The sequence below is a fragment of the Micromonospora sp. CPCC 206060 genome (assembly GCF_036906895.1).
Classification (GTDB): domain Bacteria; phylum Actinomycetota; class Actinomycetes; order Mycobacteriales; family Micromonosporaceae; genus Micromonospora.
On record NZ_JBAKHU010000239.1, the window covers coordinates 1 to 1,138 of the forward strand.

At 67.9% G+C, this 1,138-nt stretch carries 1 protein-coding gene; it reads left to right on the forward strand.

What is annotated here, in order from left to right:
* Positions 1-47: 47 nt before the first annotated feature.
* Positions 48-1,138 (forward strand): hypothetical protein (locus V6U90_RS33495; protein ID WP_334445206.1); only part of this gene is annotated, 1,091 nt, incomplete at its 3' end.

Genomic DNA, 1,138 nt, shown 5'->3' on the forward strand with positions numbered 1-1,138 from the left:
TTCGCACTGGGTGCCCCTGATTGGGGGCAGGGAAGGAGCGTTGCGCGTTGGCCGCCGCCGCCGTTCCGACCCTTGAGCTCAGTGAGAGCTCGATGCGGGCTTTGGAAGCGTTCACCGGGTACAGACTGTCCCGGGCGAAGCTGCCGCTGTTGTGGCAGGACACGAGCACGCTCGAAATGCTGGCGCATCGGGTGCGTACCGTGCTGGGTCCGTTGCTGGAGCAGACGATCAGGGCGGTCCGGGAGGCGGGGGAGGGCGAGGCCTTCGACCGGTTCGTGGCCCAGACCGTCCCGTTCGTGAAGAAGATGGCCGAGACGGCCGACCTGATGATCGCCGCGGTCGAGGCGATGGGGGATTTCTTCCTCGAGACGGAGGCCGGCAAGCGTACGGCGGCCGCCATGTTCGCCTTCATGATGGCCGAGTTTGCCGTCGCCGCCGCGATGTGGTTCTGGAATCCTGTGGGGGCGGCGGCACACGTCGCCCAGACACGGACCATCATCCAGGCGATCCTGCGTTCGGCGTTGGTCCGGTCGGCGGCGAGCAGCACGGCTATGCAGATGCTGTTCATGCCGGGTTCTGCGCTGCTGGCCCAGGTGTCCATGATGACCGATGGTCTGCAGTCCGGGGTGAACTGGGCGGTGATCGGTAAGCAGGCGGCGTACGCGGGGGCGGTGGCGTTCCTCAGCACGGTGGCCGGGCCGGCGTTGGGCCGGTTCGCTGGCGCTGTCGGCGGTGCCGTCAGCAAGCTCGGTGTGTCGGATACCACCCGTGTTCTGCTGACCGACCTGCTGACGCGGCCCGTGCTGGAGACCGGCACGGAGGGGCTCTTCGGTGGGCTTTCCAGCTTGATGGTCGATGGGTACTACGACCCCAGTAATCTCGGTGCGGACCTTCTTTCCGGGACGCTTTCGGGGGCAGGGGGATCGGCCGCGAGCGCGCTCGGGCTCGTGGCGAGTCGCCACGTGAATCAGCCCCGGTTGCAGGTGCCTCGCACCGATTTCACGGCGGACGGAACGCCGGTCGTGCCGGTGGAGTCGAAACCGGTTGATCTGGACACGTCCACGGGGTACCAGACCGGGGTCGATGATCCGAAGGCTGTGGGTACCGGCACGCAGGCCCCGCCGCCCACGCCGCCGCC